At 34.8% G+C, this 24,491-nt stretch carries 27 protein-coding genes and 1 pseudogene; 16 read left to right on the top strand and 12 right to left on the bottom strand.

The features are described from left to right. Positions 1-17: 17 nt before the first annotated feature. The gene (locus E4O07_RS06685) at positions 18-1,013 is read right to left on the bottom strand and encodes a phosphate/phosphite/phosphonate ABC transporter substrate-binding protein (protein ID WP_253688093.1); all 996 of its coding nucleotides are present in this window, start codon (positions 1,011-1,013) and stop codon (positions 18-20) included. Positions 1,014-1,088: 75 nt separating this feature from the next. Here E4O07_RS06685 and E4O07_RS06680 point away from each other — a divergent pair, with 75 nt between their 5' ends. Next, positions 1,089-2,144, top strand: a complete 1,056-nt coding sequence (locus E4O07_RS06680; RefSeq protein WP_253688092.1) for an aldose epimerase family protein — start codon at positions 1,089-1,091, stop codon at positions 2,142-2,144. Here the strand turns inward: E4O07_RS06680 and E4O07_RS06675 are convergent. After that, positions 2,141-3,568 (bottom strand): hypothetical protein, encoded by a 1,428-nt coding sequence (locus E4O07_RS06675; protein ID WP_253688091.1) that lies wholly within the window; start codon positions 3,566-3,568, stop codon positions 2,141-2,143. The two genes, E4O07_RS06680 and E4O07_RS06675, sit on opposite strands and share 4 nt — an antisense overlap. 139 nt (positions 3,569-3,707) lie before the next feature. On the opposite strand from E4O07_RS06675, the gene E4O07_RS06670 reads away from it, so the two are divergent. The 14 genes from E4O07_RS06670 (at position 3,708) to E4O07_RS06605 (ending at position 17,977) form a co-directional block, all read left to right on the top strand. Next, positions 3,708-5,012, top strand: coding sequence for an NCS2 family permease (locus E4O07_RS06670; protein WP_253688090.1), 1,305 nt, complete (start codon positions 3,708-3,710; stop codon positions 5,010-5,012). A 27-nt stretch (positions 5,013-5,039) separates the two neighbouring features. Beyond that, the gene (locus tag E4O07_RS06665; RefSeq protein WP_253688089.1) at positions 5,040-7,754 is read left to right on the top strand and encodes a valine--tRNA ligase; all 2,715 of its coding nucleotides are present in this window, start codon (positions 5,040-5,042) and stop codon (positions 7,752-7,754) included. A 67-nt stretch (positions 7,755-7,821) separates the two neighbouring features. Then, positions 7,822-8,760, top strand: a complete 939-nt coding sequence (locus E4O07_RS06660) for a helix-turn-helix transcriptional regulator (protein WP_253688088.1) — start codon at positions 7,822-7,824, stop codon at positions 8,758-8,760. Between the two features lie 159 nt (positions 8,761-8,919). Next, a complete protein-coding gene (locus E4O07_RS06655; protein WP_253688087.1) occupies positions 8,920-9,672 on the top strand; it encodes a hypothetical protein in 753 nt (250 codons plus the stop codon). A 161-nt stretch (positions 9,673-9,833) separates the two neighbouring features. Then, positions 9,834-10,667 carry a CPBP family intramembrane glutamic endopeptidase gene (locus E4O07_RS06650; protein ID WP_253688086.1) on the top strand — a complete coding sequence of 278 codons (834 nt, stop codon included), beginning with the start codon at positions 9,834-9,836 and terminating at the stop codon, positions 10,665-10,667. 74 nt (positions 10,668-10,741) lie between these two features. After that, a complete protein-coding gene (locus tag E4O07_RS06645) occupies positions 10,742-10,972 on the top strand; it encodes a hypothetical protein (RefSeq protein WP_253688085.1) in 231 nt (76 codons plus the stop codon). 35 nt (positions 10,973-11,007) lie between these two features. Continuing rightward, positions 11,008-11,292: a hypothetical protein gene (locus tag E4O07_RS06640; protein WP_253688084.1), complete on the top strand. Its 285-nt coding sequence runs from the start codon at positions 11,008-11,010 to the stop codon at positions 11,290-11,292. Between the two features lie 40 nt (positions 11,293-11,332). Then, on the top strand, positions 11,333-11,854 hold the full coding sequence (locus E4O07_RS06635) for a hypothetical protein (protein WP_253688083.1): 522 nt from the start codon (positions 11,333-11,335) through the stop codon (positions 11,852-11,854). Positions 11,855-11,871: 17 nt separating this feature from the next. Further along, positions 11,872-12,138 (top strand): hypothetical protein, encoded by a 267-nt coding sequence (locus E4O07_RS06630; RefSeq protein WP_253688082.1) that lies wholly within the window; start codon positions 11,872-11,874, stop codon positions 12,136-12,138. Positions 12,139-12,152: 14 nt separating this feature from the next. After that, the gene (locus E4O07_RS06625) at positions 12,153-13,652 is read left to right on the top strand and encodes a radical SAM protein (RefSeq protein ID WP_253688081.1); all 1,500 of its coding nucleotides are present in this window, start codon (positions 12,153-12,155) and stop codon (positions 13,650-13,652) included. Positions 13,653-13,658: 6 nt separating this feature from the next. Further along, positions 13,659-15,281: an ABC transporter transmembrane domain-containing protein gene (locus E4O07_RS06620; protein ID WP_253688080.1), complete on the top strand. Its 1,623-nt coding sequence runs from the start codon at positions 13,659-13,661 to the stop codon at positions 15,279-15,281. 81 nt (positions 15,282-15,362) lie between these two features. Further along, on the top strand, positions 15,363-16,151 hold the full coding sequence (locus tag E4O07_RS06615; protein WP_253688079.1) for an ABC transporter permease: 789 nt from the start codon (positions 15,363-15,365) through the stop codon (positions 16,149-16,151). Beyond that, a complete protein-coding gene (locus tag E4O07_RS06610; RefSeq protein ID WP_253688078.1) occupies positions 16,132-17,154 on the top strand; it encodes an ABC transporter ATP-binding protein in 1,023 nt (340 codons plus the stop codon). Before E4O07_RS06615 ends, E4O07_RS06610 begins: the two co-directional genes overlap by 20 nt. A 31-nt stretch (positions 17,155-17,185) precedes the next feature. Continuing rightward, positions 17,186-17,977, top strand: a complete 792-nt coding sequence (locus E4O07_RS06605; protein ID WP_253688077.1) for an ABC transporter permease — start codon at positions 17,186-17,188, stop codon at positions 17,975-17,977. Positions 17,978-18,102: 125 nt separating this feature from the next. On the opposite strand, the gene E4O07_RS06600 is transcribed toward E4O07_RS06605, so the two are convergent. The 4 genes from E4O07_RS06600 to E4O07_RS06585 are packed head-to-tail and all read right to left on the bottom strand — an operon-like array spanning position 18,103 to position 20,332. Further along, a complete protein-coding gene (locus E4O07_RS06600) occupies positions 18,103-18,240 on the bottom strand; it encodes a helix-turn-helix transcriptional regulator (protein WP_253688076.1) in 138 nt (45 codons plus the stop codon). Continuing rightward, positions 18,224-19,120, bottom strand: coding sequence for a CPBP family glutamic-type intramembrane protease (locus tag E4O07_RS06595; protein WP_253688075.1), 897 nt, complete (start codon positions 19,118-19,120; stop codon positions 18,224-18,226). The genes E4O07_RS06600 and E4O07_RS06595 overlap by 17 nt, the downstream gene beginning before the upstream one ends. After that, positions 19,113-19,700, bottom strand: coding sequence for a GNAT family N-acetyltransferase (locus E4O07_RS06590; RefSeq protein ID WP_253688074.1), 588 nt, complete (start codon positions 19,698-19,700; stop codon positions 19,113-19,115). Before E4O07_RS06590 ends, E4O07_RS06595 begins: the two co-directional genes overlap by 8 nt. A gap of 29 nt (positions 19,701-19,729) precedes the next feature. Continuing rightward, entirely contained in the window at positions 19,730-20,332 is a 603-nt protein-coding gene (locus E4O07_RS06585; protein WP_253688073.1) for a PadR family transcriptional regulator, read from the bottom strand. A 180-nt stretch (positions 20,333-20,512) separates the two neighbouring features. Between E4O07_RS06585 and E4O07_RS06580 the strand changes: the two genes are divergently transcribed. Then, the gene (locus E4O07_RS06580; protein WP_253688072.1) at positions 20,513-20,767 is read left to right on the top strand and encodes a DUF6364 family protein; all 255 of its coding nucleotides are present in this window, start codon (positions 20,513-20,515) and stop codon (positions 20,765-20,767) included. A 205-nt stretch (positions 20,768-20,972) separates the two neighbouring features. Here the strand turns inward: E4O07_RS06580 and E4O07_RS06575 are convergent, their stop codons facing one another. The 6 genes and pseudogenes from E4O07_RS06575 to E4O07_RS06550 form a co-directional block, all read right to left on the bottom strand. Continuing rightward, complete coding sequence (locus E4O07_RS06575) at positions 20,973-21,542, bottom strand: DJ-1/PfpI family protein (RefSeq protein WP_253688071.1); 570 nt, start codon at positions 21,540-21,542, stop codon at positions 20,973-20,975. Between the two features lie 29 nt (positions 21,543-21,571). Next, a complete protein-coding gene (locus E4O07_RS06570) occupies positions 21,572-21,886 on the bottom strand; it encodes a nuclear transport factor 2 family protein (RefSeq protein ID WP_371921967.1) in 315 nt (104 codons plus the stop codon). A gap of 66 nt (positions 21,887-21,952) precedes the next feature. Further along, complete coding sequence (locus tag E4O07_RS06565) at positions 21,953-22,339, bottom strand: thioesterase family protein (RefSeq protein WP_253688069.1); 387 nt, start codon at positions 22,337-22,339, stop codon at positions 21,953-21,955. A 107-nt stretch (positions 22,340-22,446) separates the two neighbouring features. Continuing rightward, a pseudogene (locus tag E4O07_RS06560) lies at positions 22,447-22,698 on the bottom strand (ORF6N domain-containing protein); the annotation flags it as partial. 121 nt (positions 22,699-22,819) lie between these two features. Next, positions 22,820-23,854 (bottom strand): hypothetical protein, encoded by a 1,035-nt coding sequence (locus tag E4O07_RS06555; protein ID WP_253688067.1) that lies wholly within the window; start codon positions 23,852-23,854, stop codon positions 22,820-22,822. After that, positions 23,835-24,473, bottom strand: coding sequence for an ABC transporter ATP-binding protein (locus tag E4O07_RS06550; protein WP_253688066.1), 639 nt, complete (start codon positions 24,471-24,473; stop codon positions 23,835-23,837). Before E4O07_RS06550 ends, E4O07_RS06555 begins: the two co-directional genes overlap by 20 nt. Between the last annotated feature and the right edge of the window lie 18 nt (positions 24,474-24,491).

The raw sequence follows: 24,491 nt of genomic DNA, 5'->3' as shown, positions 1-24,491 counted from the left end.
TCAAGCCTTTTTTTAACTTATTTTGTTAAATTTCTGATTTTATCGTACCAAGCATCTGTGGTTTTGACAAGCTTTGTTTTTTCCGTGTATTTGGGGTACATTCCCTGTTTATCGGCTCCCTTTATTTTAAAAATGCCGGGGTTGTTTGCCGTTTTTTCGGATATAAGGGCTTCCTGTATTTTTTCCTGTTCTTCGGGAGTCAGGGTTTTTGTGTTCATAACAATGGGTGCATTTAAAACCGGAATCGATTGGATTACGGTAATTTCGCTTCCGGGGAATTTTCCGAAGGGGTCTACAGCTCCTTTAACAACCTTGTAAGCTGCTCCTGTTTGATAGGCTTCTCCTGCAATTAAATCATAGACACCTATTGTTTGAGGAATTGCAAAGGCTGCAGCATCTGCATCCTTTCTAAAAAGGTTAACTTGAGAGCCTTGATGGGAGCCTGCAAACAGCACCTTAGAAAAAACCGATGTGTCATGAATAAGCTCGTCGGTACTGTTTAATCCGAATTTTTTTACAAGAAGGCTTGCAGGAATTACAAATCCCGATGTAGAACTCGTGGAAACAAATGAAATATTTTTTCCTTTTAAAAGGGTCAAATCATAATCGTTCCCATTTTTGTATTGAGGGGCATCTTCCGTTCTTACTGCTATAAGGCTATAGTATAAAGCGTCTTCTAAGGTTCCGCTTGGGCCTGAATTGGTGGCCGCAGGTACGATGGCCGGATTTCTTTTATGGGCATTTATATAACCCTCGGCACCTATGTAGGCTATATCTGCATTTCCGGATATAATTGCTTCCAAAGCAATATTATAATCCGTTGTAGTTTTGATTTCGACCGGACGGCCCACCGCTTCGCTTATTATTTCCATAAAAGCCAGCCTTGCATCCTTCATGGCATCGCTTGATTCATTAGGTAAAAATACCATGGTAATAGGTTTTTGTGTCTTTTCTTTAGCACAACCGAAAAATAGGCAGATAGCTGCCAAAAGTAATATAATTTTGTGTTTCATAAAATTCTCCGTGCCGCATTCTATCATATAATGCGATAATATGCTATACTTATTGTATATCTTGGGAGGATAGGTATGAAGATAACGACAACCGAATTCGGATCATTTTCAAGCGGAAATAAGGCTTTATTATTTACTATTTTTAACGGAAAAATGATGCTATGCGCCACTAATTACGGAAGCTGCATTACCGGAATCCTTTTGCCGTCAAAAAACGGAGGTTTTGATGATGTTGTTTTAGGATACTCAAGTTTTATCGGCTATGTAAATAATTTCCCCCGTTTCGGCTCCTTTATAGGCCGATATGCAGGCCGAATATCGAATGCCGAATTTACTTTAGGAAATCAGCAATATCTTTTGACGCCGAATGACAGGGGTAAGCACTGTCTTCACGGAGGGTATCCTTTTTACGATAAGATGCTGTATGAGGCAAAGACCTTTAAAAACAGACAGGAAGCAGGAGTTGTTTTTTCCCGCACCTCTCCCGATGGAGAACAGGGCTTTCCCGGAAATTTGCAAACGGAAGTAAGTTATTCTCTTACCCCCGATAATGAGATTATTATAAGATATAAGGCTGTTTCGGATAAAACAACACCTGTCAATTTTACCAATCACAGTTATTTTAACTTAAATCCGGCCGGAATGCAGTCTAACGGTTCCTATGTTTCGGTTTTAAATCATGAGGTTCAAATATTTTCAGAGCAATATCTTGAAACCAATCAAGAGCTTATTCCGACGGGAAAGTTTTTAAATGTAGAAAATACGGGCTATGATTTTAGAAAACCGAGGCTTTTGAGCGAGGGGGTACAAGAAATAGGCGGAAGTTTTGACAATACATGGGTTATCAAAAAAGAAGTCAGTGATCATAAGACCTTGGCTGCAATAGTAAAAGAGCCCGTTACCAAAAGGACCTTAACCGTTTATTCGACACAACCCGGTCTTATAATGTATACAGGCGGGTTTTTGGACAATGAGCCCGGTAAGAACGGAGATGTCTACAATAAATTTTCAGGTATTTGCCTCGAAAGTCAAGCCTTCCCGGATTCGGTACATCAGCCTCACTTTCCCAATACCGTAATTAAACCCGGTGAGGCTTATAAACACGAGACTCTTTGGCATTTTGCATTTTAAAAATTTATTTTGTATGAAAGGCTTCCTTTTATAAAAGGCTTGGCGCTTTCCAATATTATTTCTCCCTTAAAAGAATTTAATGTCAGCTTTGTCTTTTTTATAAATTCTGCCTGGGTTGAAAATTTAAAGACCCCTTCTTCCCAAGCTATATACGGAGTCTTATTTATTTTTATTATTCTATTTTTTTGCATAAAGGAAGAAGAAAAATTTATATTGAAGGCCTTGTTAAATTTTATTTTAATATCCGACGAAAAAGAATAGTTTTTTACTATAAACGGATTTTTGGATTTGTCTTCCAGTTTTGTATTTCCTTTTATTGAAAAAGCTGTATTAACAAAAAGTTTTATAGGAATTTTTATTTGTCCTTTAAGGTCCCATTCGGCATCCTCATAATAAACCTCTCCCTTAAATTTAAAATTTGTAAGGATGATGTCCACGCCCATTCCTCCCGCATGGGAATTTTCATATAATTTTTTCTTTTTAAAATATTTGCGTAAAAAATTATATGAAAGGCCGATATCTAAAACTCCGGTTTCAATTTTAGGCTGAACGAAGGCCTTTAATGAACCGTCTCTTTCAAATAAGGTTCCCGTATTCAGCATAAAATACTCGCTTTGAAAATTGTACTCGGCTCTTCCTAAAAAATTTAAATTGGAATTTAAGAGACTTTTATTGTTTCCATGCAGAGCCCGGTAAGGAAGTTTGATTCCGCCTGCCGCTGAAAATATGGAAGCGGTGAAGCTCCTTTTTTCTCCTAGGATACATTCTAATGAATAAAATTGATCATAATTCGGTTTTATGATATTAAATTGAGAGTAGGCTGAATTTGTTAAGGAGGAAAGAATGCTGAAGTTTACCAGGTAGTCTTCATTATCATTTTTGTAGGCTGCACAAAAAGAAAGATTCGGCCACAGTTCTTTTTGTTTTTGTTCGGAAAAAAATACCAGATTGAAATTTTTTATTGCAAATTCCGTTCCCAAGCTCGCATCAAATTTTGATTTTGAGATTTCTATCAAATATTTGGGAGGAAGGCCTATTCCTTCATAAAAAGGCTTTTTTTCAAAACCGTCTTTAAAAAGCATCCTGTTTAAAAAACTTGATTTTGTGATTCCCCCGTAAAAAAAAGATAGGGCAGGATAAAGCTTTTTCTTTTCCCTGTATAGGAGGTGGCTGAATTTTAAACTAAAGCCTTGGGGTATGAGGGCGAATTTAGGCCGATGGTCCCGAATTTTTACTGCCGTATAAACCTCAAAAAAAGGACTTTTTGCCTCTGCTGTCAGGCTGTAGTCAAGGTTAAGATCAATACTCTGTGTAATAGAAAAAGCGGCTTTTTCTACAGGTATTTCCGCATTTAAAATGATACTGCATAGCATCATCATTGAGCAAATCCTAAAGGATTTAATAAAAATATTTTTTGTCTTCATACCTATATATAGTTTTTTTTTGTATTTAATACTAATTTTTAAAATTTATTTTATATAAAAATTGTCTAAAAAAATAAAATTTGTATATTGCTGTAAATAAAAAATTATGCTACAATGCGCCAAGGAGAATTTCTTAGTTATGGAAAGATTTTTTAAACTTAAAGAGCACAATACTACCGTGCGCACCGAAGTCATTGCAGGTATTACTACCTTTTTGGCAATGGCTTATATTTTGGCCGTAAATCCGGGAATTTTAAGTGAAGCCGGAATGGATAGAGGTGCCGTTTTTACTGCAACCGCTCTGTCCGCCGCTATTGCAACCCTCGCCATGGGCTTTTTAGCTAATCTGCCTGTAGCCCTCGCTTCAGGAATGGGGTTAAATGCCTTTTTCACATATGGAGTTGTTATAGGTTTAGGTTATTCCCCGTCTACGGCATTAACTGCCGTTTTTTTAGAAGGCGTTCTTTTTATTTTGCTTTCGCTTGTAAACGTCCGTGAAGCCATTGTAAAATCCATACCGATTAATCTTAAAAAGGCTGTTGCTGCAGGTATCGGTATCTTTATTACCTTTATTGCCTTTCAAAATTCAGGCATAATTGTTGATAATCCTGCAACCCTCGTAGGACTTGGTGAATTCACTTGGGGCTCCCCTGCAGTTTTAGCTCTTATCGGTTTAATTATAACCTGTGCTCTTTTTATTTTAAGGGTACCGGGAGCGATCTTAATAGGTATTTTAGTTACAACCATAATAGGTATTCCCTTAAAGATTACCGTTCCCTTCGGAGGCTGGGAAGGCTGGTCTCCTTTAAGTCTGCCTGCAGCTCCTGCAATGTTCAATTTTGAATTTTCAAATGTGCTTTCTTTTAAATTCTTTATTGTATTTGTTTCATTCCTCTTTGTAGATATTTTTGATACGGTCGGAACCCTCGTCGGTGTTGCAACTCAGGCAAACCTTGTAGATAAGGATGGAAATATTCCTAAGATTAAACAAGCCTTTTTATCTGATGCTATCGGAACGGTAGTAGGCGCCGCCCTTGGAACCTCAACAGTAACAAGTTATGTAGAAAGTACCGCCGGTGTTGCTGCCGGAGGAAAAACAGGTTTAACCTCTGTGGTTACAGCCCTTATGTTCATCGTTGCCTTGTTGTTTTCTCCGATTTTCTTGTTGATTCCTGCTGCGGCTACTGCTCCTGCCTTGATAATGGTAGGCTTTTTGATGATGACACAGGCCGGTGAAATCAATTATAAGGATCCTACAGAGGGTATACCCGCATTCTTAACAATGATTATGATGCCCTTTACCTATAGCGTTGCTGAAGGTATCGTATACGGCGTTTTGGCCTATGTTATCTTAAAATCAATTAAGGGTAAATTCAAGGAAATACCTCTTATTACCTGGATCTTATTTGTAATCTTCATGTTAAGATTTTTTGTTAAATTCTAAGTATTTTAAAAACAACCGGAGAAAACAATGAGCGAAAAATTGCAGGCGATTGAATTGGAAAAATCTTATAATCCTAAAGAATTTGAAGAGCGTATTTATTCCTTTTGGGAAGCCAATAAGTGCTTTAGGCCGGTAAAAAAGAAAACAGGCAAAAATACCTTTACGGTCGTCATTCCGCCTCCCAATGTTACGGGCGTTCTCCATGTAGGCCATGCCCTCGATGAAACCTTGCAGGATGTAATTGTCCGCTATCACCGCATGAAGGGGGATGAAACTCTTTGGATTCCCGGAACCGATCATGCAGGTATCGCAACCCAATCCGTTGTAGAAAAAAAATTGAAGGCTGAAGGCAAGACGAGGCACGATCTAGGAAGGGAAGCCTTTGTAGAAAAGGTTTGGGAAGTTAAAAATGAGCATCACTCGATAATAACAAAACAGCTCCGCAAAATGGGCGTTTCGGTTGACTGGGAAAGAGAACGCTTTACATTGGATGAAGGCCTCTCTCAGGCTGTAAGGGAAGTCTTTGTTTCTCTTTATGAAAAGGGGCTCATCTATCAGGGAAACTACCTTGTAAACTGGTGCCCCTCATGCGGTACGGCAATTTCCGATGATGAGGTTGAACATGAAGACAGAAAGGGCGGCATGTACCATATTTATTACGAATTGGCTGACGGGGCAGTTTTACAAAATGAAGAAGGCGAAAAAATAACAAGAATCGAAATTGCGACCACCCGCCCCGAAACCCTCTTGGGAGATACAGCCGTTGCAGTTCACCCCGAAGATCCCCGCTATGCTTCCATCATAGGGAAGGAAGTAATTCTTCCTCTCGCAAATAGAAAGATTCCTGTTATTGCCGATTCTTATGTTGACAGGGAATTCGGAACCGGTGTTGTAAAGATAACTCCTGCCCATGACCCCAATGACTGGGAAGTAGGCAGGAGACATAATCTTCCGGTTCTCAATATCTTAAACCCTGACGGAACCTTGAACGAGGCTGTTCCGGAAAAATACCGCGGCCTTTCACCTGAAAAAGCCCGCAAGGCCGTTATCGAAGATTTGGAAGCCTTGGGGCTTTTTAAAAATGAAGAAAAAATAAAGCACGCTGTAGGCTGCTGCTACCGCTGTCACACAACTATAGAGCCCTATGTTTCAAAACAATGGTTTGTAAAGATGCAGCCCCTGGCCGAAAAAGCCCTAGATGCATGGAAAAAAGGCGAGGTGGTTTTTTATCCTCAAAAATGGGAAAACACTTACGCTCACTGGATGAACAATATCCGTGACTGGTGTATTTCCCGTCAGCTTTGGTGGGGACACCGTATTCCTGTTTGGTATTGCGCCGATTGCGGCAAAACAATAGTAAGCCGCACAGATATTACGGAATGTCCTCACTGTAAGTCAAAAAACATAAAACAAGATGAAGACGTTTTAGACACTTGGTTTTCAAGCTGGCTTTGGCCCTTTTCGACCCTCGGCTGGCCTGAAAAAACGGAAGACCTTGAACGCTTTTTCCCTACATCTGCCCTTGTTACGGGACACGATATAATCTTCTTTTGGGTCGCGAGAATGATAATGGCTTCCTTACAGTTTACCGGGAAGGCTCCGTTTAAAGATATTTTTATCCACGGCTTGGTTAGGGATAAACAGGGCCGCAAGATGAGTAAGAGCTTAGGGAACGGAATTGATCCCCTTGTAGCCATCGAAGAGTTCGGGGCTGATGCCATGAAGTTTACTCTTACCTTTATGTGCGGCTCCCAAAGTCAGGATTTTTTAATCGACATGGAAAGTTTTAAACTCGGCTCGAAATTTGCAAACAAGGTTTGGAATGCTTCGCGCTATATTTTAGGAAACCTTGCAGGAAGAACCATTGTGCCTGTAAGCCGAGATGCTTTAAAAGAACTTGACCGCTGGATTTATCACGAGCTTAACGAGGCTGCCCAAGTTGTAAGGACAAGCCTTGATTCTTACCGCTACAATGAGGCGGCTCAAAAGGTTTACGAATTCTTTTGGAATAATTTTTGCGATTGGTATGTTGAAGGAACCAAGCTTTCGTTTAAATACGGGGACGAAAAAGAGAAGGATAGGGCAGCCTCGGTGCTCCTTGCCGTCTTGGAAGAATCCTTACGCCTCCTTCACCCCTTTTTAGCCTTTGTTACAGAAGAGATTTATTCCAAGCTGCCTAAAAATTGTGCTGAAGGCGCCTTAGCCCGTGCCGAAATTTTAATGACATCGGATTACCCTGAAGAAAAAAAAGAGCGCATAGACGAGGCTGCTTCCATCCGCTTTAGAACCATGCAGGAAATAGTCCGCAACATCAGGGCTTTACGCGCCGAATGCGGCATAGACCCTCAAGTTAAGCTTAAAGTTTCTATTTATATTGAAAAAGATTCTCCTGCCGAAGCCGCCCGTGAAAATGCCGAACTAATTAAAATGCTTTCAGGACTTTCCGATTTGGATTTTATTTCTTCTCTTACTGAAAAACCGGCTTCCTCAATCGGTGTAGTGGGAGCGGGCTTTGAAGCCTTTTTGATAACGGGAGACTCAATCGATATCGAACAGCTAAAAAAGAGGTTTGAAAAAGAGCTTGAAAAAAATGAGCAAAATGCTTCAAAGATAGATTTAAAACTCAAAAACGAGAATTTTGTCAAAAACGCTCCGAGCGAAGTCCTCGAAGGCGAAAAAGAAAAGCTTACAGAATTTTTACGCCGTATCGAAAAACTTAAAGGCTATTTACAGGGAATGTAAGCAGGGGATAATGAACTCTTTTTAAACCGCAAGGGGTGCAAAGAACGCAAAGTTGCTTATTAAAAAAATGAAACTTGAACGCATTCTCGAAATAATTATATACTTACTAAACCACGAAAAGGTTTCTGCAAAATATTTAGCTGAATATTTTAATGTGTCGGTGCGTACTATTCAGAGGGATATGGCAAGCATAGCAGAAGCCGGAATCCCTGTGTATACGCTGGGCGGAAGATACGGCGGCTATGCCGTCTTGGAAAATTATAAAATAAAAAACATCAACATCAAAAACAGCGAACAGCAGATTATTATAAACGCTTTGGAAAGTCTTGCGACCTCATACACAAACGATAAGCTAAATTCTTTAATTCAAAAATACAATGCAATTATCGAAAAAGAAGGTGGGCAAAAAGTATTTTGGGATTTTAGCGTTACAAAAGAAAATAAAAAAGTGCAGGGTTCCAATATGCTTTTAGAAGAGGCTATCAGCGGAAAAAACTATATAGTTTTCGATTACCGCAATTCCGAAGGGAAAAGCTCCCATGTTTGCGCGGAGCCTCTTGCCATTCATTATAAATGGTATGCATGGTATTTATTTTCATACATCAAAGAAAAAAAAGAATATAGAACCTTTAAGGTTGCACGGATGCAAAATCTTGTTCTCTCAAAAGAAAGGTCTTTTATAAAACACGGCGACATACAACAAAAAATGAAAGAAGCCGAGCTTGCCTATTATAAAACCTGCATCGATATAGAAATCGTCTTTGACAAAAAAGAAATTCCTCTTATCGAAGAATACTTCCCCGATTCCGTAATCGAGAAAAAATCTTTTCAAAAATACAAAACCCATATTCGTGTTCCTGCAAAAGAACGCTTATGGAAGGCTCTCCTCCTCAGCTTCGGAGATAAGGTAAAGGTTGTCTCTCCAAAAGATTACCAAGAAGAACTCATAAAAACCGCAAAAAGTTTTTTATCCAATTACGACAAAAACCTTCTTGGAAGCATTTGATTTAATGAAAATAAATAAAAAAATGTTTTTTACAAATTTATCTTGACATGCGTCGGAAACCATGAGATACTTATAATAAGTGAAAATACTTAATTCTTTTATTTTATGGTAGAGACTTACCGTAAAAACTACATTTTTTATTTTTTATGGGAGGAAAATATGAAAAAAAATATAACACTAATATTTGTAATAATTTTATTCTTTACATCTTTTTGTGTAAATTTGAATGCTGAAGAACAATCTCTTGTACTGTATCATGATTCTAGTGATGTCAATTTATTTAATTTATATGAGAATTTGTATAAAGATATTACTGAAAACTGGTTAGAACCGTATATGAAAGCAAAAACGGAATTTGAGAAAGCGGAGGCAGAAAAGAAACGTGCAGAGCGTGAATTGAGTAAAGCAAAGTCGGAGAAACAACGCGCCGAGCAAGAATTTAAAAAAGCAGAGGCAGAAAAAAAACGTGCAGAACAAGAATTTGCAAAAGCCGTTAGCGAGGCAGAAGCTCAAAAAAATATGAAATTATCTTTGGGTAGTATTAATAATATTCTAAAAAATTACCATGAATTAACTTCAAAATTGAATAAAACCGACTGGTCTTTATTTTTTAAAAATAAGAAAATTGAAGATATTTTGCGAACATTGGAAAATGATTCGCTTCCGGCTGAGGTTACATCTGTTTTTTCGGAATTAAACCTTGATGTAAAAAAGACAGCTTTACAATTGGCTGTATTACAATATTGTTTTTTTGTACTAAAATGTGAGAAAATGTTTGGAGATAAAATAAAAGAAACCGATCAACCTTCAATAATCTCCGAAATAAGAAAAGCAATAAGTATACAGGATTTTAGATTAGTAGAAAAAAATTATTATAAGATTGAACAAATCTTAGATGCAGCTAAAGAATAAAATATAGAGCTCTATTGAAAGTTTTTATTTTAGTGAAAATAAATAAAAAACATGGTTTTTTATCCTATGAGTAAATATTTTCGTAAATTTACGCTTGACAGATGAAATTTCGTATGGTAGGCTTAAGTTAGACATTGAGTATAAACTTATGGAGTAATTATATGAATAAAAAAGTAATAAAAGATCTGTGCATTCTTTTTGTATTGTATATTTTTGTTTTTTTGATAATTTCTTACACCGGTAAATTTCTTTTCAAAAATTTTTATAATTACTATTATACCTTATTCGTTAAATATAATGGGATTTTCGGTAGTTTATTGTTTTTACTATTTATAATCATTTTCTATTTATTTTATTCAAAAGATTTAAAGATAATATTTACTTATAAAAAATTAAATTTCTCTGTTATTATAAAAGGGATGATTTATCTGTCATCAATCACGATGATATATTATATAATATCCTTTATCTTTGATAATTCTTTTCTTTTTAATTTTTTTAAATATTTTAATGATATTTTAACGGGTAAAAAAAATATTACTGTATATGATATTTTGATTTTAGAAAAATTACAAAGACCTCGTTTTGAACCTTTTATGCTTATAAGTACCGTAATCATTGGTCCTGTTTTTGAAGAAATATTTTATAGAGGACTTCTGTATAATAAATTAAAAGAAATAAGCAATGTATTTATTGCTGTATTTATTTCTTCAATACTTTTTGCTTTTTTACATATACCGGGTTATGGATTTAATATAAAAATGTTTTCTCTTGTGCTTGACGGTATTTTATTGGCTTATTGTTATGAAAAAACCAATAATATTTATGTCCCTATTCTTATTCATTCAATTAATAATTTTTTTATATTTTTATTTCGGTATGTATATTTTTATTTTTTAATAGTTATTTATTTTATAGTTTTTATTATAGCCCTCATAATCTTGATAATTGATATTGGCAAATACGTAAAGATGAGAAAAAGTTTGAAAATTTGAAAAAAATGCTTTTTTTCATAAATTTACCCTTGACAAAGGTAAAAATGTGGTCTACTATGTAAGTGGAGGAAGCTATGAATTTGGATAAACTAAGAAAAGATATCAAATCGGGCTCGCTTGATTTATCCGATATTAAAAATATTGATATTTTATATGGAAAACTTGGATTCTACAATGCTAGGTATTGTTTTTTATCGATATTTGAAACTTTAAGACTTGGGGACAAGTGTATACCCAGCTGTATGGAAGGCTGTTCTCATGGTTGTATGGATTGCTGTGCGAGTAGTAAACAAACGGTTTTATAAATATAATTTTTGTGTGCTAAGTAATGGAGGTGTAAATGCAGTTATCTAAACTAAAACAGGGTATCAAAGACGGGAACCTTGAAGCTTCCGAGTGGAATGAAGTTTTGATGAATTCGGGTTTTGCATCTTATTTTAATTCTTATTTTTTAACTGGTGTATGTAGAAAATCTTGCAGCAACGGCTGTTCATCAAATACAATAAACGGAACGATTAGGTTGTCTGACTTTAAAAATTGCGGTGTTTCCTGTGCCCCGTCTTGTGCGGTTGTTTCTTGTGCGACATGTACTTTATCCTGCCCCATAAGTATGGCTTTAGGTTAAATAAAATTTATTTAAAATAAATACTTTGGAGGAAAATAAATTGAAAAAAATTATTGATTGCAGCTTCTTCTTTTTTATTCTGCATATTCTTATTTTGTCGTGTACGGTAACTAATTATGATAAAGCCGTTTTAAGCGAAGACAATGTAAAAAGTTTTATTGAAAATCATGAAAGGCTTTTTGCCGAAATAACGGCAGCCGATATAAAGGCTTGGATAGCAGTTGACAACGAAATAAGTATGTCTGATCTTTTTAAGTCTATATGTAAAAAAACGCCTCCCAAAAAAATACAAAAGATTTTTAAGCAAAACGGTCTCAATCCTAAACTGGGGCATTTACAGCTTGCCGTTTTACAATATGGAATAGTTGCCGATACAATCGAAAAAACTCTTGCAGAAATTTCAAATGAAGAACGTACCCAAGAGCAAAAAGAAAACGATAAGCAAACCGTAGGCTGGCTTAACGAAATAAAATCTCAAATAAATTCCGATGATTATGAATTGATAAAAAAATATTCTGCTGAATTATATGAAATTTTTAATCAGTTAGAAAATAATCTATAAAACACCGGAGGGTGATTATGAATTTATCCGATCTGAAACAAAAAATAAAAAACGGTGAACTTGATTATAAACCTGAAGATACGGCTATGGATTCGGTTTTGAAATTCTTTGTTTTTAGTTATTGTTCCCTAAAATGTCAGCCGGGATGTTCTGTAAGCAGTACAGTAAAAGACAACAAACCATGCGGTATAGCATCCGCATGTGCGGAAGGCTGTGCTGCTTCATCTTGTGCATCGAAATGTTTTTACGGCTGCTCTAACGGGAAAACCATAGGTTTATTTTAAAATAAAAAGATTCCATGCAAAACTTCAACCCGAATCAAAAACTAATCTATAACCCCGAACTTCGCTTTAGAAAAGAAGAACACCGCTGTGTTGCATATACAATAGATGACTTTTTTTATTCTCCCGATAAGGTAAGTATTTTGCTTCCGCAAGAAGTTATTATGCTCTTACTCTTTGACGGTGAACATACCTTCGGCGAAGTTGCAAATAACATGGCCTATGTTTTTGGAATGGAATCAAATGATGATGTTGATTATAAAAAACTACTTTTTAATTCGCTTGAAGCTCTCGAAAAACGTACCAATATTCAGCCCTTGGTTATGGATATTTCCGAAGTAAAACCTGCTATTTTAAAACAAACTCAAAACCGTTATCCCGATCCGTCAGCCTTTATAATTCCTAAAGAAAAAATTATTTTTGATCCGCGTGATTTACGGCTTTCAGCTCCTCTTTCGGTAAATTATAACGTGATGACCTCCTGCGGCTTTAAGTGCAAGTACTGTTACCATCCTCTTGTGCCTGTAAAAGAATTAATTCCCCTTGAACGTTTAAATATTATTTTTAAAGAACTAAAAGAAACCGGATGCGAAAGTTTTATGCTCACAGGGGGAGACCCCATGCTCCGCCCCGACATAGATGAGCTTATGCAAAGTTTATACGAGCACGGGCTTTTATATTCTCTTTCAACTAAATCGATTATAAGTGAAGACAGAATAAAAAAATTGCGTGAAAAGGCGGGCTTAAGGGGAATGCAGATAAGCCTTGATGCCGCCGACGGTAAAATAGTTAAAAATATTTTAGGTGTCACCGATGATGAGTATTTTTCAAAAGCAATTCAAATGATAAAAAACTTACAAAAACACGGTATTGAAGTGCGTGTAAAGGCTGTTTTAACTTCGTATAATGCGGACGGTTTAGCCGATTACTTAAACCTTCTTAACGATTTGGGAATTAAACGGATGCAGGTTGTTCAATACGGAAGAAGCGGCACGAGGCATACCGATGATCTTTATCCGAGTGATGAGCAAATGAAAAGAGCAAGTGAAGTTGTGCGGAAATTTAAAGAAGCACATAAGGATGTGGAGCTTACGGCAGGCGGATTTGAAAAAGCTTATGATGAGCCTGTCATAGTCGAGCAGGTTACAAAAGAAAACATTTTTGAAAAAAGAGCAATTTGTAATGCGGGGCGTTTTTCGTTGACTCTTATGCCGAATGGAGAAGTTTTTATTTGTGAACAGCTTCCTTACGATAAGCGGTATGTATTGGGAGATTTAAAAACGCAAAGCCTTGCAGAATGTTGGAACGGGGAACTTATGCAAAAATGGCTTAATCCGCCCGAGCGGAATATTTTTGCCGAAAACTCGCCGTGCAAAACCTGCCCCGAAGAATACTATAACGAATGTCATAAAGTGTACAGCCGTTGTTTACGTTTTATTTACGAACATACCGGCGATACGGTTACGGCGGATATAAAATGTCCCCGTTATTATTTTGAAAAAAGAAGAATAACTTAAAATGGAATGAATACAAAATTATCTCGCTGGGCTGCCTCATTTATAAAGCCGTTTTTTTCGGCCTTGTTTTTTCTCCTTTGTTTTTCTCTTATCGGTAATTATGCATCCACCTTTGAACCTCTATTTACAGGGAAGATAATCGATGCTTTAACCTTAAAGGATAGGACTGCTTTTTTTTCCTTTTTAAAGATCATTATTCTTTTTCAAATTGCAGGGCTTGTTTTTTCGCTTTTAAGTTCTTGGTTTCAGTTTTTGCTTCAGCGTAAAATGACCGTTTATACCGAAAGCCGTCTTTATTTAAACCTCTTACATTTACCGCCTAAGGGAAGTTCCGAGCAGGATTCGGGTAAACTTTTAAATCTTTTTTTATCCGATTTAGGGATAATGACGGGTATCTATACTTCTCAAATCCCTTCGATAATTACCTCCATTATTATGATGGGTATAATAGGTTTTAGACTCTTTAAAATAGATATTTTTATTTTTTGTCTTACGCTCATAGTTTCGGTTATTCCCGTTTTTTTGGCAAAATATTTTGGAACAAAGCAGGCTGCCGTCAATGAGATTCAGCGTAAAAGACAGGACGAATATACTGCCTATATTGACGAAACGATAAGGGGCCTACAGGAGATAAAAAATTATTCTTCGCAAAAGTTTTTTATTTATAAGTTTAAAAATATTTTAAAATATATTTTTATACATGTTAAGGAATCTACGATTATCGGAATGCAGTCCTCTTCCTCTTCTTTTTTTACTAATTTTACCATAAACATTTCTTTATTTGCCATTATCGGTTTAACCGTCCTTGAAGGAAAAAACACCGTCGGCACTATTACCGCAGCCCTCATGTATTCTCAAAAATTTAGAAGCCTTGTTTCTTCATGTGCCGAAACTTATAAGGGAATTATAGTTTCCTTTGTTTCGGTAGAGCGCTTAAAAAGTATTTTTGATGAAAGACAAAATTTTTTTTCGCTCATAAAAGAAGAAAAAGATACTTCAAACATAAAAAAAATCAAAATAGAAAATGTAACTTTTGCTTATAAAAAAAATAATTTTCTTTTTAAAAATCTAAATACCGAGTTTAAATTCCCAGGTCTTTATCTTATTAAGGGAGAGAACGGTTCAGGCAAAACTAGTCTTTTTAATATTATTTCGGGAAATATTAGTCTTAAAACTGAATCGGTATTAGAAGGTAGGATTATTTTTTGTAATCTTGCTTCAAGGCTTTCGTATATAAGTCAAAATCCTTTTATTTTTTCCGGTACTATAAAAGAAAATCTCTTATTCGGTAAAAAAGCCGATACGCTTACAATAAACGATGTGTTGACAAAAACAAAATTAAATAAGGTTATCGATGCGCTGGACAAGGGGCTTGATACACAATTGGGCGGAAAAGAACATATCCTTTCGCAGGGGCAAATTCAGCGTCTTGCCTTAAGCCGCTGTTTTTTGCAAACCGGCGAGGTTATCTTATTCGATGAGGTGGAAAATGCCCTCGATTCTGAAACAAACCTCGCATTAAGCTCTCTTTTATCCGAACTTAAAACGCAAAAACTTATTTTAATGATAACACACCGCTCCTCCTATGACAGCATAGCTGATGGAGTGTTTACTCTAGGTAAAATTTAAAACTTTTTTATCCAATTACGACATATAGCTGTCGCTCTCTTGTGATAGTATTCGTTATAAATTTTAGACGAGTAGAGTGCGATGAAAAAATATTTTTTAATATCGAAAGCATATTTTAAAGGTTCCCTTATGAATTTAATGGAATATAAATTCAATTTTATAAGCGGCGGAACCTTTGAACTTGTATGGATGCTGATGTATCTAATTTTTATAAACACTATTTTTATTCACACAAAAACGGTGAACGGTTGGGATAAGTACCGAATGCTGATGCTTACCTTTCAAGGCGGACTTATGGATTCACTTTTTACTTTTTTGATAGTACCGGGATTAAAAAGATTACCCGAAATGATAAATACCGGTACCTTGGATTTTATCTTACTAAAGCCATTGCCGCCGCGTTTTACTATTTCGTTTAACGAATTCGATATTCCTCAAATAAAAAATATCTTCATAAATATTGCAGGTTTAATTTATTGTTTTATCAAACTCGATATAGAAATGACGCCATTAAAATTATCGCTTTATATTTTGCTTTCGCTTAACGGCTTTTTTTTAATTTATTCGATTATGTTTATATTGATGAGCTTAGCTTTTTGGTTTATGAGAATGGATATTGTTATGGGAATAGGTTCGGAACTTATTACAATCGGAAATAAACCCATGCAGATATATCCCGGCTTGATTCAAAAAATACTCATATTTGTTGTTCCGCTTTTTATTTGTTTTAATTTTCCGATTTTATTTGCCGTAGAAAAATTACCGAGGTACTACATCGGGGTTTCTTTTGTTTCGAGTTTTTTCTTTTTTATATTGTCAAATTTTATTTTTAAAAGAGGAGTAAAGCACTATGTCGGATCAGGCAGTTAATAATGTGAACAGTATTGTTGCAGAAAATATTTGCAAGACTTATGCTTATTATAAAAAAGATGCAGGTCTTAAAGGAAGCATTAAAAATATATTTAAGCGGGAAAAACTTTATAAGTCTGCCGTTAAAAATCTTTCTTTTCAAATTCATCAAGGTTCGATAACGGGTTTAATCGGTTTAAACGGTGCAGGAAAAACGACAACGCTTAAAATGCTGTCGGGTTTAATATTTCCGACGGAAGGAAAGATTTCCGCATTGAATTTCAATCCTTTTGAAAAGAAAAAAGAATATTTGCGTCAAATTTCAATGGTGATGGGAAATAAGAGTCAGCTTTGGTGGGACTTGCCGGCTGTGGATTCTTTTGAACTCAATAAAACTATTTACGAACTTGAAGATGCCGATTATAAAAAAGCGCTTAACACGATGATCGAAATACTCGGTGTCGAAAAACAGCTGAATGTTCAAGTGAGGCGTCTTTCTTTGGGAGAGCGGATGAAGATGGAATTGATAGCAGCCCTCATTCATAAACCGAAACTTATTTTTCTTGATGAGCCGACAATAGGACTCGACATCATTACACAATATGCTATACGGGATTTTTTAAAACAGTATTGCAGTACATATCATTCCACGCTTATATTGACAAGTCATAATTTTAACGACATTGTTTCTCTTTGCAGCGAATTGATTTTAATAAACAACGGAGAAAAAATATATTCCGATTCATTTGTTCATTTTAAAAACGAGTTTTTAAATAAAAAATACTTTATACTAAAATTAAAATTCCCAAACGCTGAAAAAATTATAAAAATCTTGCACGAAAGGGAAGGGCTTTTTGCAGAAAAAAGAGGAGAAGATACCGTTAAAATTTCTGCCGATGCTTCAGATAGCTTGGATATATTAAAAAGTATTTCCAATGATTTTATCGAAGAGTTAAGCGATATTACCATTGAAAATATATCGATGGAAGATGTTATCAGAAAATTATATACGGCGGCCGGCTGATTTTTTATTTAATTATTTTAAGGGAAAGATTATGAATATCTATTATAAAGTTTTTAAGACAAGTTTAGCTAATCAATTGGAGTACAGGGTTAATTTTATTTCGGGATTTTTATTTTCGCTTTTTCCTTTTACCGTTAATGTGCTTTTATGGCTTGCCGTCAGTTATCAAAGTACGGATATGCCTCTTGAAGCAGGCGGAATTGTTTCTTATTATTTTTTAACCTTAATAACATACAATATCACCTCAACCGTTTCTATATTTAAAGTTTCGGACGACATAAGGCTCGGTACCTTAAATACCTATCTTATAAAACCGTATAATTATGCACTTTACCAACTTGCTTCCGATTTACCGCATCGTTTTGTTTTTATTACGATGAATGCTCTTCCTATTTTGATTTTATATTTTTTACTGTCGCCTTATTTTGTGTTTAATTTTTTTACATGGAAGATTGTGTTTTTTACGCTCTTTTTATTTGCAGGTTATCTTATCAATTTTTTAATCGATTTTTTGATAGCTCTATACAGCTTTTACTTTTCGCGTGTTTCTTCACTTTACACTTCGATAAGGGTACTTAAAAATATTTCTGCCGGTATTATTTTTCCTCTTGTCTTTTTGCCCGAATCGGTATTTAAGGTTTTAAAAAACTTACCCTTTGCCTTTATTTCCCATATCCCCGTAAGTTTTTTGCTTGATAACGAACCGTTTTATGGAGCTTTCCTTTATTTGCTTAAAGCCGCTTGTTGGATAGCGGTATTAAGTGTTTTTTGTGCAATAGTATGGAAAAAAGGCTTAAAAAAATATTCCGCTTATGGGGGCTAAATATATAAAGTCCCTTCTAAAAAATTAGGTATAGATTTTTAAAAGGTGTCTTACAAATCTTTCCGCATCCGGGACGGGCTGATTCCGTAGGTTTCTTTAAACGCTTTTTGAAAATAGCCGTCGCCCTAATAGCCTACCGTCTGTGCTATTTCTACAATAGATAACTCATGGTTATAAAGTAATTCAAGAGCCTTAGTCATTCTTATTTTTTGAGTGTATTCATTTATTGTAGTGTTAAAACAATCTTTAAAACCGGTTACCAATTTTTGCTGATTGATAGAAAAATTTTGGGTTAGTTCTCCATTTTCGAATGGATAATCCCACTATCAGATAAAGAATTGTCGGAATCAAACCAACTGAAAGAGAAAAAAGAAATGCTTGATTTTTTTCTATAGAGACAATACCCAATAAAAGTAACGGATTTATTACCGCATCTTCCATGGTATGAGCAATAACCAACGGCCATACGGATTTTGTAATTCTGAAAATTTCCGTATACATTATCGTCCAAACTGTAACTACGATTGTTCCTATCAAAAAAAATGTCAATCTTCCAACAGGTAAAGTATTTTGTATTTCACTTTCGGAAAGAAATATCATAATATAAGGCAAATGCCAAAGCCACCATATAAATCCGATAAGCAAATATATTTTTAAATCGGATAATTTTAACTTTAATAATTGATTTGTAAGATAAGCTCTCCACACGGATTCTTCAAATATATTTTTTATAAATTGAATTGTAATCTGTGTAAACAAAATTCCGAAATAGGCCGTAAGACCTATACTCATATTGGAAAATCTGATACCTTTTGTTATTACGCCCAGTAAAATAACAATTATAGTAACGACCGGATATACCAAAAAACTTATTAAATATAATATTTTATTATTTTTAAAATTAAATGCGAATCCTGCATTTTTCCAGCCGTCTCCGCCAAAAGTGCGCAGAACCATTGTACAAATTAATGGCGATACTAACCAAATAAGCATTCCCAAGGGCTCTTCGCCTGCCATTGTACCGATATTTTTATAATGAGCTTGACCTGTCAATTTATCGACAAAATATCCTATCCAGCCGCAAAGGGTACTGAAAATTGTAAAAATAATTATATTTCGTTTAGTTCTATTTGTGTTATTCATCTTCTTTTTTATACTCCATAAATATTTTTTCTTTAAATCCTTTTTGCTTGCCAAACATAACTTTATCTCGTTTTATTTCGATAAAACCTAATTTAGTATAGCAATTAATTGCTGCATAATTTGTATCTACCACATCCAAAAGATAGTTTGTATAACTTGTTTCGGATATTACTTTTGTTATCAAAAAAGAAGCGATACCTCGGCCTTGAAATTTTTGTCTGACAGCTGCAAATTCTATAAAGCCTATAGTTTCCGATTTACAGTAATTAATTTCAAAGTCTTTGAAATTTGCCATGTATAAAATCCGGCCGACAAAGGCTCCGAAATATTTTTGAGCTGCTTTTTTTGCTCCATTTATAGCTCTTCCTTTAATATCTGAAAGTGCTAAAACTCCGATAATTTCCTGTTCAGTTTCTATCAGATAAAAACAATTTATTCTTATGCATTCTTTAAGAAAACTTTCTACTTTATTCTTTCCGACTTTATTTATAAATTCGGAAAAATCTTTTTGAAATGCATCGAGAATGCAATCGACAATTTTGTTTCTATCAGATTCTTGTGCTTGTCTTATTTTTTTCATACGGAATTCCTTTAATGCCTGTTTGTTCTTTATATTCTTTTTTTTAATTTTTTAAACCATTCTATATTAAAAGCAGCGATGTCGATTCCATAGTCCAAGGCAGCCATCGTGAATGTACCGATGTCTTCGATGCTTTCGGATATATTTTTTTTATGCAATGCTTTAATTCTTTTTTGATACTCTTTATCGGTAAGTAAATAATTCTTTAAAGCAGCTCTTTCATCTTCAACATTTATTGACTCTTTTACGGATTTTAATGCTGCATAGTCTTTTTCTAAGGAGACAATAATTTGATTGATCAAATATTTCCGGTTTTCCTTCGGAACATAACCCATAAAAAGAAGTTTTGCAAAATCCATATTCTTAGTTTTTGAAGTATTAAGCGGCACCTTTATCCAATCTATTAATGCCTTTTGCCCGATGTCGGTTATTGAGTATCTTTTTTTATTTACTCCTTTTTCGACCAGTTCTTCAAAACTAACCATATTCAGTTCAAGCAATTTTTTAAGAGCTGCCTGAATGCTTCCAAGGCTATCACTGCACATAGACTTAAAATTATTTTTGATAACATTTTTAATTTCGTATGCAGTCATCCTGCGTAGCAGTAAAATTCCTAAAATTATTTTATCCATAAGACACCTATCGATTTTCTATATATCTTATAGTAACATACCTTTTAGGTATTGTCAATACTTTTACTATATTATTTTTAAAATAATTTTTATGATACCTTATATATGGGAAAAATTAATAACCGGAAATCTTGACGGATATGTGTTTTTTGGTATATACTACATATGTGGAGGTTTTTAATGCTTACAAAATTGACACTGACGATAGATAAGGATATAGTGGAAAGTGCAAAACGATACGCAAAAAAAGAAAACCGCAGTATTTCCAAACTTGTAAGTGAGTATCTAGAACATATTTCCGGTGCAAAAAAAACTTTTCTTACAGGTAATAGCTTAAATGCTCCCTTGACTGAGTCATTATCCGGTATGTTCACTGATAATGGAAAGCCCTATAATGAGATTTTAACTGAAGCCTTATCGGATAAGTATTTATGATAAAAAAAGTGTTTATAGAGATACAGGCATACATTATAACGAGAAATACTACCGACTATAAAGCGACTCAATTACGCGTATGTTCGCCTGAAAATTTTATACAGCTATTCAGGTAAAGGAATAAAGAATGTTGCTGTGTTGTTTTATACTATATCTTAGGGCATTAGATGATTGAGTTAAGACCAATTGATATATAAAAGATTTACTACAGCCCAAAGATTTTGGGTGGTATGTCAAGGCCAAGCATTTTACAAAATTGAAGTCCAAACTTTGCAAAATTAAATGCAATAGATGTAACTATCTTATCTGTTACAATATATCCATCTTCTATAGGATTTTTTATACAATCGTCCCATCCTTTCATTTTATTAAGATCTTCGTTTGTAAATCCTTCTTCAAATAAATCTTCTTTATTTACTCCTGCCATAAACGGTTTTCCATTAAGCATTTCGGTTTTTACTAGTAAGATAGGAGCAATTGATATTGCGCCAATTATTTTATCTTTAAATTTTTTTATAAAATTTAAAATATCTTTATCTTCTATTGCAGATCTAATATCGGCTGCACCAGGCAATAGAAGGCTATCATATTCATCAATAATTATTTCATCAATTGATCTATCTGGTAATACAGTTAAACCTTCTTCACTTTTAATTAAATCTTTATATTTGGCAAATACTACTACCTCTTTATTTTTTAAAGCTAAACCTTCAAGAGCAACACTAATCTCAAAGTTACAATAGGTTTCATAAATTAATAAAGCCGTTTTTTTCATTTATTTTCTCCTTCATAAATTATCATCATTTATATAATCTTAGTTCCTATTTTCATATCAATTCTCCATTGCGGAGGTAGGCCGTCATCTCCCCAGTATTCATCTATTAAAACAATCTTATCATCTTCAATTTTTATAAAAGATACAGCATGAAAAGATGCATCTTTATTGAATACTTTTACTGCCGTAATGAATAGATTATCCGTTTTTTCTATCCTTTCAATTTCCGCTTCCCATTTACCCGGATATTCACAGTTCGCTCTGATAAATTCTTCTAAGGTAAATTGCTCATTTGTATTATGCCATCTTATAATTACCTTTTTATTAAAAAAAGTGCGTATCATTTCGGCATCTTGTTCTGCAATAGCATCCCAAAATTTTCTTATATCCAAATGTTTATCCTCAATATTTTACTTCATCTTTTGATTTGTCTTTTTTTGAAATTTTTCATTGTTGACGATAAAGCGCTCGTGTATTCCTTCTCCGATCAAACCTGTTTCGTCATAGGCCTTTACCGAAAAGATAAGCTTTTTTCCGTCTATGCCGGTAAGTTCGCTTTCGCAATAAACTTTCATGCCGAGCGGCGTTGCGGAAACATGTTTTATTTCCAATAAGGTGCCGACGGTTCCCTGTCCTTCTTCCAAATAATCCTGCACACTTTTCCATGCAGTTTTTTCCATCAATGCAATCATCGCAGGAGTGCCGAATACTTTCAGTGTTCCGCTTTCCAAACTTTCAGCTGAATGATTTTCATTTACGATAATTTCTTCTTTTCCGTTAATACCTGTTTTTAACATAATAATTCCTTTTATTTAAATATTGCCTATATTTTTAATGCCGGATTTAATAATAACTCATCAAACATCGGATGATAAAGTACCGCGTCATCAATCTTCAAAATACTTGTAATTTTATTCAAGGTCACAAAATGTGACCTTGAAAGTATTTGCACCTCTTCATCGGTTAATTGAAACATAAAATCGTCTTCGAATTTCTCGATATTTCTTTTGACTTGTTGATTAAAAGTTTTTGTTTCATAGCCATATATTTCAGCAAGGTGGAGATCAAGCATTACCTTTTGTCCTCGTATAGTGTAAATTTTTTCTTTAATTATTTTTTGATTTACCGGGACCGGTTCTTTTTGTAATTTTGCCATATTAATATCCTATAAATATAGATAAATAGTGAGGTTGAATTTCTGCCGAACTGTTTATCATATCCTCTCTTTTTCGATATTTTATATTATAAGTTTTAATTTTTCAAGCACTTGAGAGTTTCTAAAAATTTAGTTGTATGTCTTTTATAAAGAGCCTATAAGTTATACAAAAATAACTTCCGTATATGACAAAAAACGGAATGAGGGTGAATATAAAATGAATAAAACCTGAGGCAAGAAGGCCTGTATGAAACCAAAAGAAGTTGCCTACAAAAACGGTAATCATTCCGCTTAATAGAATACCCAAAAGTGCCGGAATACAAAAATAAAAGGCGAGCTGTTTTAAAATCAATTTTTTTAAGTCTGAAGGCGAAAGTCCTAATTGAAAAAGGATTGTGTAGCGGAAGCGGTATTTTACTGCATCCGAAAGTTGTTGTATGGAAAGCACGGTTAAAACTGCACACATAAAACTTGCCGCAATGTAAAAAAGCACAAAGGAAATCATGGTGATAATCGGGAGTACCTCAGTAAAAAGAAATCGGCGGCTTACCAAATAATCATCGGCCATCGTCATTATTTTATCATCACCCGGTGCATAACCTTCTCCGTCCGTTTTATCCGGGTTTTTCAGTTCCTTTAATAATGAATCGGAAAGTTCATTATCAAAACGCAAAGCCGTAACGGAATAAAATGGGTTTAAATCTTTTTTATACGAATCGGCAACTACAAGAATGTAGTCGCTTCCGTAGTGTCCGTTTTGCGAAATGCCTTCATCATAAACGGTCTTGCATTTTAAAAAGTTTCCATTCAGTGATATGCTGTTATCTTTATCAAAGCTATCTAAAAATTTTAAAAGTACTTTTTTGGTGTGAAGAATATATTCTCCTTGTGCTATATTTACAGGTTTTAAGTCTAAGGACGAGCGGAGTTCATTATAATCGCTTAAAAGCAAAAAGGTGTGGGTCGGGTAATAATATCTTTTATATCCCGTATCGGACATTTCCATTTCTTTTTTTAAAAAGAGAGGTAAAGCCGATTGACCATCGGTGTAAATCGTGTGCGTAATTCTTTCGGTTATAGTTAATTTTTTTTCAATCAGCTTAATATACTCGCCAAAAGAATAATAAGCCGCTTTATTATAAATGATAATTAGCATAAAAAGCGGAAAATACGTCATGTGTTACCATCAAAATGCTGGTGTGCATTTCGCTGTTCATTTTTTGAAAGGTTTCCAAAAGAATTTGTGCAGAATGAGAATCTAAGGCTCCGGTCGGCTCATCTGCCAAAACTAAGGCAGGCTTATTTGCAATAGCCCGCGCACAGGCACAGCGCTGTTTTTCTCCGCCTGAAACCTCATGCGGATATTTGTTGCGAAGTCCGTAAATCCCGAAATTCTCTTGCAATTCCTTTGCCCGCTCCAACATTTCTTTTTTGCTTTGCTTATTAAGGCTCAAGGCAAGCAGGATGTTTTCTTCTAAGGTTAGGGTGTCAAGGAGATTGTAATTTTGAAAGACAAAGCCAAGGTTGTCTTTTCTAAATTCGGCAAGTTTTGCGGCTGAAGCTTTGGTAAGCTCAAAATCTCCGAAAAGAACGCTCCCTTCCGTAGCCGTGTCGATTGCGGCAATGATGTTTAAAAGACTGGTTTTTCCGGAACCCGACGGCCCCATAATCGCAATAAACTCACCGCTTTTTACTGTAAAGCTTACAGAGTCAAGCGCCTTTGTAATATGCGATGTGCCGTATTGTTTCCCTACATTTAAAATTTTTATATCCATAAATTCCCCCCCCGGCTT

Source organism: Treponema sp. OMZ 798 (genome assembly GCF_024181385.1).
GTDB lineage: Bacteria > Spirochaetota > Spirochaetia > Treponematales > Treponemataceae > Treponema_B.
This window is presented reverse-complemented; position numbering and strand designations above follow the sequence as displayed.